Origin of the sequence: Halomarina litorea, assembly GCF_024227715.1 — an archaeon.
In the GTDB taxonomy this organism is placed as follows: domain Archaea; phylum Halobacteriota; class Halobacteria; order Halobacteriales; family Haloarculaceae; genus Halomarina; species Halomarina litorea.
In genome coordinates this window covers 1,003,898-1,021,053 of the sequence record NZ_CP100448.1, presented here as the reverse complement: position 1 = coordinate 1,021,053, position 17,156 = coordinate 1,003,898, and the positions used below count along the sequence as shown (strand labels likewise).

The following is a 17,156-nucleotide window of genomic DNA, read 5'->3' as shown; positions in this document are numbered from 1 at the left end:
CCTTTTTTCGTGCAGGATTTTTGACCGAGCGGTGCGCGGGTTGCGGGCCTTCGGCCCGCAACCGGATGTCGTGGCGTTCACGAGAACTGCGTTCTCGTGCGCTCACGAGACGCATCGTGTCTCGTGAACGGCGGAGCCGCCACGCGAGGCGCACCCGAGGCGAAAAGCCGTGCAGTTCTACATGTAGCCGAGGTCGCGCAGGCGCTCCATCAGGTTCTCCTTGTCCTGGGCGCGGCCCTGACGCTCGGTCGTTCCTTCGAGGTCCTGTAGCCACGCGGGGAGGTCGGCGGACTTCGCGGAGCCCTTCTCGGTGCCGAGCGAGCGGAAGCCCTCGAAGTACTTCGGCGAGACGGGGATGTCTGTCGGCGAGAAGTCCTCGGGCATGTCGTCGTAGTCCTGTGGGGCGTGGCCGTCCTCGGGCCACCCGTCGACCGTGTCGGGGACGACGTAGTACCACATCGTGTCCCAGACGGCCCGCTCGTCGAACTGGAGGATGGAGTGGATTCGGTCGTGGGGCGGGTACTTCTCGGAGTCGTGGCGCGGCGAGAAGAACGTCTCGTCAGCACGCGCCTCCTGTTCGTCCCAGCGGACGCCCGAGAAGATGCCGTCGAAGCCGTGTTCCTCGATGACGTGGTTGAGCGCGACGGTCTTGAGGAGGTGGTTCCCGCCGAGGCTGTCGGCCTCGAAGCGGAACGTCTCGCCCTCGTGGTCGGCGCGCTTCAGTTCTCGCTGGTTCTCCCCGGTGAGCGAGGCGACGGGCACGTCGTCGCCGGGGGTGTAGCTGGCGAAGACGGGGTCGTCGTTGCGCGCGACGACGAGGTCGAGGCCCCATTTCTCGGCCCACTCGTGGACGAAGTCGGTCACCGCCTCGAAGTGCTGGTAGTGGTCGATGAAAACGACGGGGGGCACCTCGTGGCCGTACTCGCGGGCGACTTCCGTGACGAAGTAGAGCACGAGCGTCGAGTCCTTCCCGCCCGTCCACATGACGGCGGGGTTGCGGTACTGTTCGAGGGCCGTCCGGGTCACCTCGACGGCCTTGCCGAGTTTGTCCTCCAGCGTCGGGTAGTCTGCGGCCGTCTGGCCGCGACCCTCGTCGTAGTCGAGCGAGAGGTAGGCGGGGAACTGTGTACTCATCGGACGATAGTATCACCGCACGGAGACATCTACCTTCCGGCAGCGCTGCCAGCACCCGTCACGCGCCGTCGTCTCACTCCTCGCTGACGAGCATGCCGTGTTCCTCACGCTCCTCGAACGTCCGCACCACGAAGTCCACCAGGTCCTCGCGGGCGTGGTCCGCGCTCAGGTGACGGCGCAGGCCATTCTCGCGCTCGAACTCCGCCCTGCAGAGGAGACACTCGATTCGTGGCTGGTACGCGCCAGTGTCGGACATACGTCGCACTAGTGGACGGTTCGGGCAAGAGTTAGCTGGTTGCAAGCGAAAGGAAAGCCACCTCTCGTCTGGTGGTTCTGCCTCTCTCGGTGCTGTTGGGGCGGTCACGCCAGCCTACTGTACCGCGAGCGAGAGCGCCGCGGAGCGGCGCACGAGCGAGCGGCCTTTTTTCGTGCAGTTCTACATGTAGCCGAGGTCGCGCAGGCGCTCCATCAGGTCCTCTTTGTCCTGGGCGCGGCCCGCGCGCTCGGTGGTGCCTTCGAGGTCCTGCAGCCAGGCGGGTTCCTCGGCGGACTTGTCCGTCGAGACTTCGCTGCCGAGCGAGCGGAAGCCGGCGAAGTACTTCGGCGAGACGGGGATGTCCTCGTGGGTGAGGTCGTTCGGCAGGTCGTCGTAGGACTGCGGGACGTGACCCGCGGGGTAGCCCTCGACCGTCTCGGGGACGACGTAGTTCCAGAACGCGTCCCAGACGGCCCGCTCGTCGAACTGGAGGATGGGCTGGATGCGGTCGTGGGGCGGGTAGACGTCGGGGTCGTGGCGCGGCGAGAAGAACGTCTCGTCGGCGCGCGCCTCCTGTTCGTCCCAGCGGATACCCGAGAGGATGCCGTCGACGTCGTGGGCCTCCAGCGCGTTGTTGAGCGCGACGGTTTTCAGCAGGTGGTTGCCGACGTAGGTGTCGAGCAGGAACGGGAACGTCTCCTCGTCGTACTCCAGCAGGTTGCGGACGTGATGCTGGTTCTGCTCGTTGAGGTCGCCGATGGGGATGTCGTCGCCGGGCGTGAGGCCGTTGGCGTCGACGTACTGACCGACGTCCTCGTTGCGAGCGTAGACGACGTCGAGGTCCCACGCCTCGGCCCAGTGCTCGACGAAGTCGTGGAGTTCGTCGAAGTGCTGGTAGTGGTCGATGAAGACGGCCGGCGGCATCTCCAGGTCGAACTGCTCGGCCACCTCCTTGACGAAGTAGAGCACGAGCGTCGAGTCCTTCCCGCCCGTCCACATGATGGCGGGGTTGCGGTACTCTTCGAGGCCGCGACGGGTGACCTCGATCGCCTTCTCGACTTTGTCCTCCAGCGTCGGGTAGTCCTCGGGGGACTCGCCTTCGCCGGCGCTGTAGTCCACGTCGAGGTAGTCGGGGAAGTCCTCTGCCATCTCGTAATTAGATATTATTACCCGGCCTAAACCGTTTTCGACATCCCACGGACGCTGCCGTCCGCCCCGTCCCGGGGTGCCGCGACACGGTGCGGGACGGGCGCGTCGGGAAGTGCGGGCCTCGACGCGGGAGGTACGCGTCGCTCGACGTCGTCGCAGACGGTGTGAGAGGGCCGTCGGGTGCCCGAGGCCCGACGGCGCGACCGGTCACAGTCCACGCGCGGTGTCGCGCGCGGGATGAGGGAATCAGCTGATGAACTTGTTGTCCCGCCAGTTGACGCCGTTCGTGGCGGCGTTCTCGCGGGGGTCCTCGACGACTTCGAGGGTCGCAGCGCGGTCCTCGCCGTCGACGATGCGCGTCGCCTCGAGTTTACCGTCGCGTGCGGTGACGGCGGTGAGCGACCCCTTCTCGCACTCGCGCGCGAGGTCACAGAGGACCTCGAACATCGGATACTGGAGCGCGGTGTTCTGGAGCACCGTCTCCCGGTCGCCCTTGAAGCAGGCGTACTCGACGAGTTCGGACGGTCGCTCCATCTCCTCTTCTTGCTGGCCGAACGCGCCCCACTGCGGGGCGCCGGACGGGCCGCCGCCGCCGAACGGGCCGCTCTCGTCGTCGTCTTCCTCCTCGTCCAGATAGATGCGGTTCTCCGTGACGCTGGCTTTCAACTGGGCCGTCGGGGTGTACTTGCTGATGTTGTCCTCCGCCGCCACCGCGCTCACGATGAGCGTGTTGTTGCGGCGCGTGATCTCCACGTCGGCGATCTCGACGGGCAGTGTGGCGTCCTCAAAGAACTCGTGGACGTCTTCGAGTGGCAGTTCGAGCGTCGAATGGATGGTGTATACGTGACTGGTCATAGTGTAGCGTGGGCTAACCGGGGCGAGTCCCTCGCCGCGACCGGAACTGGTCGACTCACTCTAAGGACTTGTAGCTTATATTTTCTGCCCTTTTTGTCACCCGTGAACAAGGGGGTGGATACTACTGGAGCGTCGCCGCGAGTTCCCCGCGTTCGTCGAGTTCCGCGAGAATGTCGCTCCCGCCGACGAACTCGCCGTTCACGTACGTCTGGGGGATGGTCTCCCAGCCGCTGTGCTCTTTGAGCGCCGCGCGGTAGGCATCGAGGGCCTCCAGGACGTCCACCGTCTCGACGTCCTCGCGGTGTTGCTGGATGAGACCGACGGCCCGTCGCGAGTAGCCACACTGGGGCATGAGCGGCGTCCCCTTCATGAACAGCACCACTTCGTTGTTCTCGATGGCCTCGTCGACGCGTTCGCGCGCCTCCTCCTCGCTCAGACTCGCCGTAGGGTCGAACGTCATACCTCTCGTATCGCCTTCCCGCAAAAACACCTTTCGACCGTAACGGTCGGTAGCCCGTGGCGACTGGTCGTGGGGGGCACACAGGCGACCGGGCCGTTATAATCGAGGCCCTCTAACGTGGGTGCACATGAGCGAGGAGTACCAGGTAACGGTCGTCGGCGGCGGTCCCGCGGGACTGACGGCGGCGCTCTACGCGACACGACTCGGCCACGACACCATCGTCATCAACCGCGGCGGCGGCCGCGCGGCGATGATGCTCGACACGCACAACGTCATCGGCGTCACCGAGGAGGTCAGCGGCAACGAGTTCCTGCAGACGGCCATCGACCAGATAGAGGGCTACGGCGCGGACTACGTCCAGCAGACCGTCGAGTCCGTCGAACGGACCGACGACGGGCGCTTTCGCGTCACGGCCGGCGATACCGACGTCGTCACCGACGCCGTCGTCCTCGCGACGGGATTCAACGACGTGCGCCCGGACCCGCCACTCCCCCGGACGGGTCGCGGCCTCCACTGGTGTCTGCACTGCGACGCCTACATGTTCGTCGACGAACCCGTCTTCGTGATGGGCGTCTCCGAATCTGTCGCGCAGGTAGCGATGATCCTCCTCAACTTCACCCCCGACGTGGACATCCTCACGCGCGGCGAGGACCCCGAGTGGAGCGAGGACACCCAGAGACAGCTCGACGCCCACCCCGTCGATATCGTGGAGGAGGACATCGAGAGTCTGGAGAAGGGCGACGACGGCTGGCTCGAAGCGTTCGTCTTCGAGGACGGCACCCGCCGGGAGTACCGCGGGGGCTTCCCGATGTACGGGTCGGACTACAACAACGGACTGGCGGACTCCCTCGGCTGTGACCTCAACGACGACGGCACCATCGCCGTCGACGACCACGGGCGCACCAGCGTCGAGGGCGTCTACGCCGTCGGCGACCTGACGCCCGGTCACAACCAGATTCCCGTCGCCATGGGCGAGGGTGCGAAGTGCGGCATCGGCATCCACTACGACTACCGGGAGTTTCCCCGCTCGCTGGAGGACATCGAGGCCGAAGGCGAAGTCACCGCCGAGGACGTCCCCGGCATCTCCGAGCGCCTGCGCGAACGCGCCCACGAACACAACGTGGAGGCGCCCGCGCCCGCCGACGACGACTGACCGCGACACCGCTCTTCTCGTCACTCGGTACCGCGACCCACGACTATTTGTGACGCCCGTCCGACGGGTCGGTCGATGTCCACCGACCCCTTCCGCTCCGCGAGCGACCTCGCGGCCGCCGTCCGTTCGGGTGACGTCTCGCCGGTCGACCTCGTCGACAGCTACCTTGACCGCATCGAGTCGCGCGGCGACCACACCACCGCCTTCGTCACCGTCGTCGAGGAGTCGGCGCGCGAACGCGCCCGAGAGGCGGAACGCGCCGTCGAGGCGGGCGAGTACCTCGGCCCCCTCCACGGTGTCCCCGTCGCCATCAAGGACCTCGCCGACGCAAAGGCGGGCGTCCGCCACACCTTCGGGATGAAACCGCTCGCGGACAACGTCGCCGACCGCACGACGGTGGGGGTAGAGCGACTGGAGGCGGCCGGAGCTATCGTCGTCGGGACGACGAACACGCCCGAACTGGGCCACACGGTCAGGACGCTGAACGAACTCGTCGGGCCGACGGCGACGCCCTTCGACGCCGACTACAACGCGGGTGGCTCCTCGGGCGGGTCCGCGGCCGCCCTCGCGGACGGCCTCTGTGCGCTGGCGACGGGGTCGGACGTGGGTGGGTCGCTTCGCACCCCCGCCGCCTGCTGTAACGTCGCCTCCGTCAAGCCCACCTTCGGCCTCGTCCCGCGCGACGCCCGCCCGGACGCCTTCCGCGGCCACACCCCCTTCGGCGTCCTCGGACCGATGGCGCGCACCGTCGACGACCTGGCCCTCGCGCTGGACGTCCTCGCCGGGCAGGACGACCGCGACCCCTACAGCGTCCCCAAACCCGACGAGTACGCCGACGCGACCGACGCTTCGGCCGACGAGTTCACCGTCGGCTACAGCCCGGACCTCGACCGCTTCCCCGTCGAACCCGCGGTTCGGGAGACGGTCGGGGACGCCCTCGACGCGCTGTCGAGTGCGGGCGCGACAGTCGAGGAGGTGTCCGTCGGCGGTCCCGAGAGGGGTGATCTCGTCTACGCCTACGGCGTGACGGCGACGACGCTGTTCGCCACCGTCGTCCGCGAGATGAACGAGGCGCGCGGGATGGACCTGCTGGCAGACCACGCGGAGGACCTCTCACCAACGTTCGAGCAGACGGTCCGGATGGGACAGGGCGGCGACGCCGTGGAGTACACCACCCGGGACGTGACCCGGACCGCGTGGTACGACGCCGTCGAGGACGCACTGGAGGGGAACGACGCGCTGGTCTGCCCGGCGCTGGCGACGCCACCGCTCACGCACGACGAACCGCTCCCGACGGAGATAGACGGCCAGTCGGTCGGTGGCCTCCCGATGGACTGGGCGCTCTCGTGGCCGTTCAACCTGACGGGCCACCCCGTCGTGACGGTGCCCGCGGGCCTCGTCGACGGTCTGCCCGTCGGCCTGCAGATCGTCACCCGGCGGTTCGACGAGCGCACCGGACTCGGCATCGCGGCGGCGTTCGAGGACGCGAACCCGTGGGCGGACCGCTACCCGGACGCGTAGGGGTGCGAGCCGTATCGAGAAATCAGTCGTCCGCGGCGGCCGGTTCGTTGGCGTCTTCCTCGATGCTCGGGGGGTACTTCCCGCGGTCGAGTTTCAGGTCGGAGGCGGGGCGGGCCATGCACGTCAGCGCGTACGTCTCGGCTTCCTCCTCGGTGATGCCGCGGGCGACGGCCACCTGCTGTTCAACCTCCCCCTCCACGATTTCGGCCGAGCAGGCCAGACACATCCCGACGCGACAGGAGTACTCCTGTGCGATTCCCTCCTCGATGCACCGGCTGAGGATGGTCTGCTTGTCGGAGACGGTGATGGTCTCGCCGGTCCCGACGAACTCGACGGTGTAGTCGGTCATGACTGGGCTTGGTCGAAGCGCGACAAAACTCTTGTTCGACGGTTCCGTCTCGTTGCGGGCGACGGAAGCGACGGGGGATTCGGTAAACGTTTTCCTGCGCGCGGGCCACCTTTAGTCATGACCACTCACGAGTACGACGTGTGTGTCGTCGGTGCGGGCACCGCCGGGTGTTACGCCGCCGCGACGGTCGCCCGCGAGGGCTACAGCGTCGTCATCGTCGAGCGCAAGACCGCGGAGGAGGCGGGCCACATCGCCTGCGGTGACGCGCTCAAGGGAGCCGCGAACTTCCCCGAGGCCATCCCGAAATCCGACATCGAACCGGCGTTCACCAACACCGAGGTCGACCACGGGCGCTTCGAGATTCCGAGCGAGGACGCCGTCCTCGACATCCCCGTCCCCGGCGAAATCGCCGTCATCGACCGATGGGAGTACGGACGACGGCTCATCGAGACGGCCGAACGCGTCGGCGTCGAGTTCCACTACGACACCGTCGTCAAGTCCGTCGAACAGGACGACGACGGCCGCGTGACGGGCGTCTCCGGCGTCCACAAGGGCGACCCCGTCACCTACGAGGCGGAGGTGACCATCGACGGCGCGGGCGCGCTCTCCATCCTGCAGGACAAGGCGGACCTCTCGGACGCGACGTTCGACACGAACGTCCGCTACTCGCAGTTCTCCTCGGCGTACCGCGAAATCGTCGAAGTCGAGGAACCCGTCGAGTGGGAGGACGCCCTCGTCCTCAAGCCCACGAAGCGGTCGGCGGGCTACCTCTGGTACTTCCCGCGCACGCCCACCGAGATCAACGTCGGCCTCGGCTTCCAGATGAACGAGGAACCGATGAAGCTCGTCGGCGACCTCCGCGAGGACCTCCAGAACCGCGAGGAGTTCGTCGGCGCCACCGTGAAGGACAAACTCGGCGCGGCCCTCCCGACGCGGCGCACCTACGACTCCGCCGTCGCGCCGGGGTTCATCGCCGCCGGCGACGCCGCCGCCCACGTCAACCCCATCACCGGCGGGGGCATCGCCGGGGCCGCCTACTCCGGGCAGTACGCCGGCGAACAGGCCATGGAAGCCATCGAGAACGGCGATGTGAGCGAGGACGCCCTCTGGGAGTACAACGAGCGCGTGATGGACCACTACGGCGGGCGCTACGCCGCCCTCGACGTCTACAACATCTTCGCCACCGCGAACGGTCTCGACGACCTGATGAGCCTCCTCGCCGCCATGCCCGGCGAAGAACTCTCCGAGGCGCTGTACTCCGGCACCGCGGGCGTCTCGCCCCTGCTCGCCGCGAAGACCCTCTGGAAGTCCCGCGGTCACTGGGATACGGTGTACGGCCTGTTCAAGACCAAGCGCCTCGCGGACCGCCTGCTCGCCCACTACGAGAACTACCCCGATAGCCCCGAGTTCTTCCGAAACTGGCAGCTGAAACGCGACCGCATCATGGACGACGTCTACGAGACAACCGGGGCGGACGCGAAGTACTAGAACCGCACCGGCTTACTCGTCGGGTGTCCTCGCGCCGGCTTCGCCGTCGCTGCGGGCACCACTCACCACGGGCGACTCACGGGTCGCCCGTGGGGAAGCGAGACGGCTCCGCCGTCTCGCCCTCCTCGTAAAACCCTGCACGAAGAAAGTCGGTCCTCGCTCGCTCGGTTCGGAGGAGTGCGCTGGCGTACCGCAGACCGCACCGCTCAGCGACGCGACTACGGGCTTCACCGTGCCTCGCGCGTGTCGGGTCGGACCTCCCATCGACCCGCAACGAAATTGTACTACCTCTACATACCTCCCGGATAGTGACGCTTTCAGAGGAAGCGAAAGGCCGGCTGAAGGACATCGTGGAGCTTCAGCCGACGAAGAACAAGGAGCTACAGCAGCGCTGGGAGATGGAGAGCGGCAGCGAGGTCCACCAGTACCTGGAGTCCGAACTGAAAGAGTACTACTTCCGCGACGAGAACAGCCTCATCCGGGCGACACAGGACGCCGCGGGCGTCGTCGGCATCGAGATGGACCCCGAGGTGGTGAAGGTCCCGCCCCTGCAGGTCCGCATCACCGAGGTGCTCGCCGGCCCCGACGAGGACAGCGAGAGCGTGGTGAGCGTCCTCCACAAACTCCGGGACGCGGGCGTCGAGAGCGACACCGATTCGGTGCGTTCGGGCCTGCGGCGACTGGAGGACAAGGGACTCGTCGACGTGGTCCAGAAGACGGTCCCCACGTTCCGACTCGCCGTCGAACGCGAGGACCTCAACGTCGAGGCCCTCGACGAGGAACCGGCGGACGAAGCCGGAGCCGAGGACTGACCCCGCTCATGGGCGGCGCGTCCGGTCGCGCTGGCGGTCGAGCAGCCGCCTGAACCCCTTCCCCGGCCCGCCCTCGATTGGCCACCCGCGGGTCCGCCACGCGGGCGGTTCGGGCGTGAACTCCGGACAGGACCCCGAGCACTCGCGGGCCGTCGGGCTGTGACCCTTCGCCGCACACCACGGGAGCGTATCGCCCGCCCGCTCCCGGAGTTCGAAGTGCCGACAGTCCGGACGCATCGTGCCGACGTAGGCGCGCCACCCGCGCTCGTAGGCGCGCTCGGCGATTTCGAGGCGCTTCTCGCGTTTCCACTCGGCGTCGACGTACTCGAAGCGGGCGGCCGACTCGTCGTGGGCGTTCCCGGCGGGCCGCTCCTCGATGCGCGTCCCCGGCGCGTCCACGTCGAGCGAGTTGGGGTGCCACGCCACGTTCGCCGTCCCCGCCTCCGAGTCGAACGCGAGCAGTCCGACCTCCACGGGGAGGCGTTCGAGCAGGGCGGGTTCGACGGACTCGCCCGTCGCGCGCGTGGCGACCCACACCTCGTCCGCGAGCGAGAGCGCCACGTCGCGTTCCATCTGGTCTGCGAGGCGGCGGGCGGCGCTGGCGTCGAGGTCCGGCTTGTTCTCGATGGCGATTACCCGATGAACCCAGTCGGGGTAGTGCCACTTCCGGCGAATCTCGATGCGGTTGCCCGCGCGGCGCGTCTCGACGATTCCACGCTCCTCGGCCGTGTGGATGGCCTCGCGGACGTAGCGCCACGGGTAGCCGGGATGGGGGAGCGCGTCGCGGTAGAACGCCCACTCGCCGGGGGCGTCGCGAACGACGTGCAGGAGGTCCGAGTCGAGTCGGTCGGATCCGAAGACGGCGCGCGCGGCGAGCGCGTCGCTGTCGCACTCGACGACGAGGGTGTCCCAGCGCCGCCCGCGCGTGCCGAGCTGGCGGGCGACGAGGGCGGTCCGGTCGTCGGGGAGCGACCGCTCGGGGGGCCAGTGGCGTTCGGCCCACTGGCAGACGCGGAGTTCGAAGGTGAACTCCGACTCCGCCCCGGGCATTCAGTTCTCGGCGCTCGTCGCGTTGTCGTCGCTCGCGCCCTCGCCGCCGCCGTGGTGCCCGTTTCGTTCGTCCAGTCCGCCGTTGTCGAGGAACTCGTGGGCCTGTTCGAGTATCTCGCGGGGGCCGTCCTGCGTGATGGTGTTGACGGCCTGCTCGTAGTCGCGCCACTGCAGGTCGCGGTGCTCGCGCGAGAGTTCGGCGCTCGCCTCGAAGGACTTCGCGATGAACAGGTGGACCGTCTTGTGGATGGTGTTCCCGTTCGCCTCGAAGATGTAGTCGTAGTCCTCGCGGAAGCCGTCGACGAGTCTGATGTCCTCGATGCCGGCTTCCTCTGCGATTTCCCTGATGGCCGTCTGCTGTAGCTCTTCTTCCCCTTCCACACCGCCCTTGGGGAACTCCCAGTCGCCCGTGCGCGACTTGAGCAGGAGGTACTCGCGACGGCCACGGGTATCGCGGAACAGGATCGCTCCGGAGCTCGTGGCCTCTATCATGCCTTCCGTTACTGTGTGGGACTTTAAGAGAATATCGCCATCCGGGCGGCGATGAGTGCGTTTTAGTCGTTCGCCGCGGACAGAGGGGTATGGCCTTCGTCACGACGCTCACGTTCACCAGCGGCGACCGGAACGTCCTCGAATCGGTCGTCTCGGACATCAAGACCAGCGCCGCCCGCAAGGGCGTCGAGTGCAAGGGTCCCCACCCGAGGCCCCCGACGGAGTATCGCGTCCCGCAGCCCAAACGCCTCCATCCCGACGGCGGCGAGTTCGAGTCGTGGGACTACTCCGTGTACACCCGGACCATGCGCATCGTCGGCCACGACGAGTTCGCCCGCGACGCCGCCCAGCGAAGCTTCCCCGACGGTATCCACGTCGAAGCCGAGGTCGAACAGGTCAAGGGCGCGGGCCGGACGTAGGGCGCGCCGCCCGCGGGAGCCGCGCGTGAGGGGGAGGTCGGACCGCCGGTCGCGGGCCGTTCAGGCGACCAGGCGGTTCTCGGCCGGGTCGTCCTGTCGCTGTTCGTTGACGTACCAGAGGAACTCGTCGACCTGTTCGCCACGCGAGATGTGAAGCGAGAGAGTCACGCCCGAGGCGTGGACGACGAGGCCCTGCTGGCGGCGGTAGAACGCGTAGGCGACGACCCCTGCGCCGACGAGCAACATCAGCAGGGCCATCCCCGGGGAACTGAGCAAGCTGACGAGGCCGAGGACCATGAGGACCGCCCCGGCGCCGATGGCGAGGAGGTTCAACTGACGGCCGTACTCCACGGAGGTAATGTTCTCGATGGGCAGGTCCTGAAAGTTGAACCCGCCGGTGACGTTGACGTACTCGATGAGTCGCTGGTCGGTCAGATACCAGTGGGTCGTCCCGATGCCGAACTGCGATTTCACCCAGTTCGTGAACCCGGTCGGTCGGTGGCTGAGGGTGTACGTGACCGTCTCGTCGCGCGAGAGATACTCGGTCACGTTTGATTCGTCGGCTGACATTCCGTCCCGGTCGAAGGAAAGCCGGTTGATAAATCCTCCGAACAATCATTATTTCGTGAAATTTTCCGAGGGAGAGAGAACGGTGACGTAGGACTAAGCCTCTCCCCCCGTATCCTCCCGCATGAGCGTCTCGAGAGACCGCCTCGTGGCACTGCGCCGTGACCTCCACCGCCACCCCGAACCCGCCTGGCGGGAGTTCTGGACGACGAGTCGCATCGTGGACGAACTCGAAGCCATCGGCGTCGACGAACTGTACGTCGGGAGCGAGATGCTGGTCCCCGAGGAGCGAATGGGCGTCCCCGACGACGAGGAACTGACCCGCTGGCACGACCTGGCCCGCGAAGCGGGCGCGCGTGAGGACGTCCTCGAACGGACGGAGGGCGGACTCACCGGCGCACTCGCCGTCGTGAAGCAGGGCGAGGGACCCACGGTCGGCCTGCGCGTCGACATCGACGCCCTCCCCCGCCTCGAATCCGAGGACGCGGCCCACGTTCCCGCATCGGAGGGCTTCCGCTCGGAGACGGGCGCGATGCACGCCTGCGGGCACGACGCCCACGTCACGTTCGGCATCGGCGTCCTCGAAGCCGTGAAAGCGAGCGACTTCTCGGGCACACTGAAAGTCGTGTTCCAGCCCGCGGAGGAGGTCATCGGCGGCGGGAAGGCCGTCGCCGAGTCGGGCCTGCTCGACGACTGCGAGTACTTCCTCGCGGCGCACGTCGGCCTCGAACACCCCACGGGCGAGGTGGTCGCGGGCATCGACGGCTTCCTCGCGGTCCACCACTTCGAGGCGACGTTCACGGGCGAACCCGCCCACGCGGGCGCGAACCCCGGCGACGGGCGCAACGCCAATCAGGCGCTCGCGGCGGCCGTCCAGAACCTCTACGCCATCCCGCGCCACCAGGACGGCGCGACGCGCGTCAACGCCGGCGTCATCCGCGGGGGGAGCGCGACCAACATCATCCCCGAGGAGGCCCACCTCGAAGGCGAGGTGCGCGGCGAGACGACCGAACTGAAGGAGTACATGCGCGAACGCGCCGTCCGGGTCATCGAGTCGGCGGCCCGGATGCACGACTGCGAGGTCGAACTGGAAACGGCCGGCGACGCCCCCAGCGCAACGAGCGACGAGGCCATCGTCGACGTGGTGTACGACGTCGCCCGCGGGACCGACGCGGTGAACTCGCTGGTCCGCCGGGACGCCCTCGGCGGGAGCGAGGACGCCACCTACCTCATGCAACGCGTCCAGGAGCACGGCGGGAAGGCCTGCTACGTCGGCGTCGGCACCGACCACCCCGGCGGCCACCACACCGCCACCTTCGACGTGGACGAGGACTCCCTGCCCATCGGCGTGAGCGTCCTCACGGAGTCCATCCGACGGCTCTCGCACGCGCGGGTCTGAGCCGTCGCTGGTCAGAGCGGTCGCTGCAGAGCGGTCGCTGGTCGGTCCGTGAATTCCGTCAGAACGGCGCGGTCGCTCTCCCGTCGGGCGTCGTGAAAAACGAACGTAGAACGCGGGAAGACCCCGGTGTCCCGCTTAGAGCAGCCCGGACTTCTGGAGCTTCATCAGGTCCTCGGTGTCGAGGGTCTCGCCCTCCTTGAACTTCTGATAGATCTCCTCGGCCTCCTGCTTGGCCTCCTCGCGCTTGGCGGCGCGCTCGTCCTTGCGCTCTTTCTCCTCCTCCTTGTCCATCTCGCGCAGGCGCTTCTGGACGCGGACGAAGTCCTCGTGGTGGCGGTCGGCGGCCTCCTGGGCGTCGACGAACTTCTCGTGCCACTCGTCGGCCTCGTCACGGATGTCGTCGGCCTCGCGGTAGGCCTCGATCATCTGGTTGTGGTGTTCCTGGGCCTCGTCGGCGAGTTCGGTGACCTTCTGGTGGTGCTGGCTCGCCTCGGCGCGGACCTCCTGGGCCTCCTCTTTGATCTCGTCGATGCCGTCGGTGTCGTCGAGCTTCGACTTGCGCTCTTGGTACTGGTCGCGCTTCTTCTCGATCTTCTCGATGAGTTCGCGCTCGTCCTCGGAGCTCAGAACCTCGGTCTGCTGTCGAAATTCGAGCTTCTCGATCTCCTCTTTGAGCTGGTCGAGGCTCTTGCCGTCGTCGAGGTCGAGGTCGGACTTGGCGTCGTCGACTTCCGAGAACAGCTCGTTGGCCTTCGCGTTGAGATCGTTGCGCTTCTGCTTGTGCTCCTGAACCTGCTCGTTGAGCTCGTCGCGCTTCTCGCGGTGTTCCTGGGCCTCGTCGACCTTCTCGCGAGTCTTGGCGTTCAGCTCGTCGCGCTTGGACGCGCGCTCGGACGCCATCTGGTTGAGCTCGTTGCGTCGGTCACGGAGCTGACCGGCGCGCTTGATGAGCTCGCCTTTGGATTTGGTTTCGAGGTCCTCTTCGGTTAGTTCTACGTTCTTGGATTCGTCGATAGTCTCTGCCATGGTTAAGCTACTGTCCATTACCGACTCCGAGAGCCCGGGCTCGCGGGGGTGTCGCAACCGGTCGATAATCAGGGTCTCCTGTCATTCTGGTCGCCGTGCGATACACCGGGACGCGCGGAGGCGTTCTGGTACGTAGTAGTATTGGGACGCGACACTTAAAGGTTTCCTAGTTCACAGCACCCGAGGCGTCTAGGGCCACCGAGCGGCCGGTTCGACACTGGTTCACACGGTACACGTCCGAGGTATAAGTAGGTCGCACCGGGAACGACCGCCTCAAGTGTGCGGGGCGAGGACCACGCGGCAATGATGGCATCCGACGAGCGGTCCGTGACGGTCCACGCCGCCGGCCACGAACACGTGAGTGCGACCCACGAGAGCACCTTCGAGGTGACGAGCGACGACTGGCTGACCCCCGCCGGCGACTGCATCCTCGGCGTCGAGGCCGACTGCACCCCCGCGGCCCTCGACGAGGGGTTCGTGTCGGCCTGCCGCGACCGCGGCGCGACCATCACCGCGACGCTCACCGCCGGGGACCACGAACAGACCGTCACGGGCCGGGGGCACCCGGACCTCACCTTCGAGGACGACCGGAGCATGGTCTTTCGCACGAGCGACTACGCCGACGACCGCACCGTCATGGTCGGGGCCGACGCCAGCGCCGACGACATCGACCGCGACCTCGTCGCCGCCCTCGCCGACGGGGCGGACCTGACAGTAACCCTGCGCGTGGAGTGAGCGGTCGGGCGTACCGTCGCGGCGGTGGTCGCCACCTCGGGGTGGCGAGGCCCCGAGAGCGTACGGCCGACAGCGACGAGACACCGGCAACCTGCACGCCGACGCGAGGGGGTTTCCGCCCGCACCCCGAACGGGTAGTATGAGCGAGGACGAACCCGCGGAGAACATCTCCGGCGGCGAGACAGGCGGCGGGCGGTTCGACCAGTTCCAGCCAGGGGACGGAACCTCCCGCGCGGAGACGGTCGTCGACCGACTCGGGGACCTCTACTGGCAAAAGACGTACGGGGTTCGCGAATCGCAGAGCGATTCGCGAGCTAACCAGAACGCAGAGCGTTCTGGTGATGGACAGGACGCCTTCGAGTGTCTGGTCCGCACCATCCTCTCGCAGAACACGAGCGACAAGGCGAGCCAACCGGCCCACGACGAGTTGATAGGGCGCTATGGTGGTGGAGACCTCGCGGAGTCCCTCGCGACCGCCGACCGAGACGAACTCGCCGAGACCATCTCCGCTGCGGGTCTCTACAACCAGAAGTCCGAGACCATCACCCGAATCGCGCGGCGGGTCGAAGAGGAGTACGGCGGCGCGACCGAGTTCGACGCGTTCGTCCGCGAGGAGGACTACGACGCGGTGCGCGAGGCCCTTCTCGACATGAAGGGCGTCGGGCCGAAGACGGCCGACTGCGTCCTCCTGTTCGCGGGCGGACGGGGCGGCGTCTTCCCCGTCGACACCCACGTCCACCGCATCTACCGGCGGATGGGAATCGCGCCCGCCGACGCCGATCACGAACAGGTGAGGCAGGTCCTCGAATCACAGGTCCCCGCCGAGAAGTGCGGCTTCGGCCACACCGCCTCCATCCAGTTCGGGCGCGAGTACTGCTCCGCGCGGAACCCCGCGTGTCTGGACGACCCGGAGGCCTGCCCGATGGCGGACCTCTGCGAACAGGTGGGCGTCTCCCCCGAGACGGGCGAGGTCGTGGACCCCGCGGAGGCCGAGTAGCGGTCCTCGATGATCGCCGGTATCGCCGCTCTCACCACTCAGCGCCGTGGTTCTCGGTCGCTCCGAACCGCGCCGACCACGAGTATCGTCACCAGCAGGAACCCCACGAACGAGAGGTGCGGAATCGACAGCCCCAGCACAGGCAGTCGGTACTGGACGACGGCACAGGACCCGCCGAACGAACAGAACGCGTCGGCGGTCAGTTGCAGGTACGAGTGGTAGGCCGCGATGCCCCTCCTAGCGCCGACAGGGACAGGACGGTCCGGAACACGCCCACGCGGTCCTCCTCCCACGTCGCCACGCCGAAGATGACCACCAGCGGGTACATCAGCACGCGCTGGCACCAGCAGAGTTCGCAGGGGACGAGTCCCATCCCGAGGCTGAAGTAGAGGCTCCCGGCCGTCGAGACGAGGGCGGTGAGGGTCGCCGCGGCGAGGACTGGCCGGGCGGCGAGTCGGGTGGGCCGGGTCATCCCTCCGCGAGCGAGTCGAGCAGTTCGTACATCTCCGGATTGGCGACGATGTCGCCGCTCTCCCGGGCGAAGGGGCTGACGACGGTCCCGTCGACGAGGAGCGACGGGGTGCCGCGGAGTTCCAACTCGCTCGCGCGGGCGCTCGTCTCCTCGACGGCCCGCTCGAACGCCTCGTCGTCCAGTCGCTCGCGGACGGCCTCGGGGTCCGAGACGCCCGCGGCGCGGGCGAACTCGACGAGGCGGTCGGCGGTGGCCCACTCCCGCGCCTCGGACGGTTGGTTGGCCATGACGTACTCGTGGTACGGCCAGTAGCGCTCGGGGTCGACGGCCCAGACGGCCAGTCCCGCGCGGGTCGCCCGCGGCGCGTCCGGCCCGAGGAACGGCTCGCCGTTGACGTACGCCAGCCCCCGGTACTCCATGTCGAGTCGGCCCGAGGCGACGTACTGCGTCACGAGGTCACCGAGGATGTCGACGCTGAACCGGGCACAGAAGGGGCACTTCCAGTTGCCGAAGTAGGTGAACGTCGGCAGGTCGCCGGACCCCATCCGCGCGTAGGTGAACTCCCCGGGGTCGTTGGGGACGGGGGCGTTCGCGATGGGGCCGTCGACCTCGGCGGGCGTAGTCGTCGAGGCCGACCCGTTCCCACCGGCGTCGGTCCCGTTCGAACCGCTCGTCTCGTTCGGGTCGTCGGGCGCGTCCCCGCCGAGACCGAGACAGCCACTCAGGCCGACCGCGGCCGCGCTCCCCCCGGCGAGGAGGAGGCGGCGTCTGGAGAGCGTCATCGCCCGGGAGTACCCGGCAGGCGAGAAAGAGCGTTGTGGT

General features: G+C 67.7%; 19 protein-coding genes and 1 pseudogene. 8 read left to right on the top strand and 12 right to left on the bottom strand.

Annotation, left to right across the window (positions count from 1 at the left end; translation table 11 throughout):
* Positions 1-177 precede the first annotated feature (177 nt).
* The 5 genes from NKG96_RS05560 to NKG96_RS05540 all read right to left on the bottom strand — a co-directional run bounded on the left by NKG96_RS05560 (position 178) and on the right by NKG96_RS05540 (position 3,854).
* Positions 178-1,134 carry a phosphoadenosine phosphosulfate reductase family protein gene (locus NKG96_RS05560; RefSeq protein ID WP_254537479.1) on the bottom strand — a complete coding sequence of 319 codons (957 nt, stop codon included), beginning with the start codon at positions 1,132-1,134 and terminating at the stop codon, positions 178-180.
* A gap of 73 nt (positions 1,135-1,207) precedes the next feature.
* Positions 1,208-1,390 carry a hypothetical protein gene (locus NKG96_RS05555; RefSeq protein ID WP_254537478.1) on the bottom strand — a complete coding sequence of 61 codons (183 nt, stop codon included), beginning with the start codon at positions 1,388-1,390 and terminating at the stop codon, positions 1,208-1,210.
* A 180-nt stretch (positions 1,391-1,570) separates the two neighbouring features.
* Positions 1,571-2,539 carry a phosphoadenosine phosphosulfate reductase family protein gene (locus tag NKG96_RS05550; protein WP_254537477.1) on the bottom strand — a complete coding sequence of 323 codons (969 nt, stop codon included), beginning with the start codon at positions 2,537-2,539 and terminating at the stop codon, positions 1,571-1,573.
* Between the two features lie 246 nt (positions 2,540-2,785).
* Positions 2,786-3,394 (bottom strand): DUF7110 family protein, encoded by a 609-nt coding sequence (locus tag NKG96_RS05545; RefSeq protein WP_254537476.1) that lies wholly within the window; start codon positions 3,392-3,394, stop codon positions 2,786-2,788.
* Positions 3,395-3,515: 121 nt separating this feature from the next.
* On the bottom strand, positions 3,516-3,854 hold the full coding sequence (locus NKG96_RS05540) for a glutaredoxin family protein (RefSeq protein WP_254537475.1): 339 nt from the start codon (positions 3,852-3,854) through the stop codon (positions 3,516-3,518).
* A 127-nt stretch (positions 3,855-3,981) separates the two neighbouring features.
* On the opposite strand from NKG96_RS05540, the gene NKG96_RS05535 reads away from it, so the two are divergent.
* Both NKG96_RS05535 and NKG96_RS05530 read left to right on the top strand, forming a co-directional pair.
* Positions 3,982-5,007 carry an NAD(P)/FAD-dependent oxidoreductase gene (locus tag NKG96_RS05535; protein ID WP_254537474.1) on the top strand — a complete coding sequence of 342 codons (1,026 nt, stop codon included), beginning with the start codon at positions 3,982-3,984 and terminating at the stop codon, positions 5,005-5,007.
* Between the two features lie 75 nt (positions 5,008-5,082).
* On the top strand, positions 5,083-6,528 hold the full coding sequence (locus tag NKG96_RS05530; RefSeq protein ID WP_254537473.1) for an amidase: 1,446 nt from the start codon (positions 5,083-5,085) through the stop codon (positions 6,526-6,528).
* A 22-nt stretch (positions 6,529-6,550) separates the two neighbouring features.
* Here the strand turns inward: NKG96_RS05530 and NKG96_RS05525 are convergent, their stop codons facing one another.
* Positions 6,551-6,877: a 2Fe-2S iron-sulfur cluster-binding protein gene (locus NKG96_RS05525; RefSeq protein ID WP_254537472.1), complete on the bottom strand. Its 327-nt coding sequence runs from the start codon at positions 6,875-6,877 to the stop codon at positions 6,551-6,553.
* A 117-nt stretch (positions 6,878-6,994) separates the two neighbouring features.
* Here NKG96_RS05525 and NKG96_RS05520 point away from each other — a divergent pair, with 117 nt between their 5' ends.
* Together NKG96_RS05520 and NKG96_RS05515 are read left to right on the top strand one after the other, a co-directional pair.
* Positions 6,995-8,365, top strand: coding sequence for a geranylgeranyl reductase family protein (locus NKG96_RS05520; protein ID WP_254537471.1), 1,371 nt, complete (start codon positions 6,995-6,997; stop codon positions 8,363-8,365).
* A gap of 308 nt (positions 8,366-8,673) precedes the next feature.
* Positions 8,674-9,177: a DUF5797 family protein gene (locus tag NKG96_RS05515; protein ID WP_254537470.1), complete on the top strand. Its 504-nt coding sequence runs from the start codon at positions 8,674-8,676 to the stop codon at positions 9,175-9,177.
* A gap of 6 nt (positions 9,178-9,183) precedes the next feature.
* Here the strand turns inward: NKG96_RS05515 and NKG96_RS05510 are convergent, their stop codons facing one another.
* Complete coding sequence (locus NKG96_RS05510; protein WP_254537469.1) at positions 9,184-10,227, bottom strand: DUF5787 family protein; 1,044 nt, start codon at positions 10,225-10,227, stop codon at positions 9,184-9,186.
* Complete coding sequence (locus tag NKG96_RS05505) at positions 10,228-10,719, bottom strand: bis(5'-nucleosyl)-tetraphosphatase (RefSeq protein WP_254537468.1); 492 nt, start codon at positions 10,717-10,719, stop codon at positions 10,228-10,230.
* Between the two features lie 89 nt (positions 10,720-10,808).
* Between NKG96_RS05505 and NKG96_RS05500 the strand changes: the two genes are divergently transcribed.
* On the top strand, positions 10,809-11,138 hold the full coding sequence (locus NKG96_RS05500; RefSeq protein WP_254537467.1) for an uS10/mL48 family ribosomal protein: 330 nt from the start codon (positions 10,809-10,811) through the stop codon (positions 11,136-11,138).
* A gap of 60 nt (positions 11,139-11,198) precedes the next feature.
* On the opposite strand, the gene NKG96_RS05495 is transcribed toward NKG96_RS05500, so the two are convergent.
* On the bottom strand, positions 11,199-11,708 hold the full coding sequence (locus NKG96_RS05495) for a hypothetical protein (RefSeq protein ID WP_254537466.1): 510 nt from the start codon (positions 11,706-11,708) through the stop codon (positions 11,199-11,201).
* Between the two features lie 121 nt (positions 11,709-11,829).
* On the opposite strand from NKG96_RS05495, the gene NKG96_RS05490 reads away from it, so the two are divergent.
* On the top strand, positions 11,830-13,104 hold the full coding sequence (locus tag NKG96_RS05490; protein WP_254537465.1) for an amidohydrolase: 1,275 nt from the start codon (positions 11,830-11,832) through the stop codon (positions 13,102-13,104).
* A 135-nt stretch (positions 13,105-13,239) separates the two neighbouring features.
* On the opposite strand, the gene NKG96_RS05485 is transcribed toward NKG96_RS05490, so the two are convergent.
* A complete protein-coding gene (locus tag NKG96_RS05485) occupies positions 13,240-14,130 on the bottom strand; it encodes a coiled-coil protein (RefSeq protein ID WP_254537464.1) in 891 nt (296 codons plus the stop codon).
* Between the two features lie 306 nt (positions 14,131-14,436).
* Between NKG96_RS05485 and NKG96_RS05480 the strand changes: the two genes are divergently transcribed.
* Positions 14,437-14,865: a DUF371 domain-containing protein gene (locus NKG96_RS05480; RefSeq protein ID WP_254537463.1), complete on the top strand. Its 429-nt coding sequence runs from the start codon at positions 14,437-14,439 to the stop codon at positions 14,863-14,865.
* A gap of 139 nt (positions 14,866-15,004) precedes the next feature.
* On the top strand, positions 15,005-15,862 hold the full coding sequence (locus NKG96_RS05475; protein WP_254537462.1) for an endonuclease III domain-containing protein: 858 nt from the start codon (positions 15,005-15,007) through the stop codon (positions 15,860-15,862).
* Positions 15,863-15,900: 38 nt separating this feature from the next.
* Here the strand turns inward: NKG96_RS05475 and NKG96_RS05470 are convergent.
* Positions 15,901-16,334 (bottom strand): annotated as a pseudogene (locus NKG96_RS05470) (disulfide bond formation protein B).
* Complete coding sequence (locus tag NKG96_RS05465; RefSeq protein ID WP_254537461.1) at positions 16,331-17,116, bottom strand: DsbA family protein; 786 nt, start codon at positions 17,114-17,116, stop codon at positions 16,331-16,333. Before NKG96_RS05465 ends, NKG96_RS05470 begins: the two are co-directional and overlap by 4 nt.
* Between the last annotated feature and the right edge of the window lie 40 nt (positions 17,117-17,156).